The sequence below is a fragment of the Paenibacillus sp. 32O-W genome, from assembly GCF_007679495.1.
GTDB lineage: Bacteria > Bacillota > Bacilli > Paenibacillales > NBRC-103111 > Paenibacillus_L > Paenibacillus_L residui.
Genome location: NZ_VEGP01000200.1, coordinates 1 through 320, shown reverse-complemented (window position 1 = coordinate 320; position 320 = coordinate 1). Strand labels below are relative to the sequence as shown.

1 protein-coding gene is annotated in these 320 nt (G+C 49.7%); it reads right to left on the bottom strand.

Annotated features, from left to right (window positions below; all coding sequences use genetic code 11):
* A partial coding sequence (locus tag FS806_RS25445; protein WP_144942146.1) for a zinc ribbon domain-containing protein occupies positions 1-320 on the bottom strand: 320 nt, incomplete at both ends.

Below are 320 nucleotides of genomic sequence, written 5' to 3'. Positions count from 1 at the left end.
ATTCCTGGCCCCGTGCAGATCCCGATGCTCTCTATACCCGCACGCACAGCGATAGTTCCTGGATGTTCGTTTATTGCACTTCCTGCAGACAGGACATGTCTGACTTGTATACGATTCATCGACGAGATGGAGTGCGATCCCTTCTCGTTCCAATTTATACGTCAAATACTGCTTCACCTTGCCCATGGACCAATTTGATAGCTTCTGCGCTTGCTTTCGGCTCACGCGTTTGTTCTTACGCGTATTCCGCTGCACGCCTTCGATATCGCCAAGATGAACATCCGATACCGACTGCTGTACACACCAATCCACAAATTGCT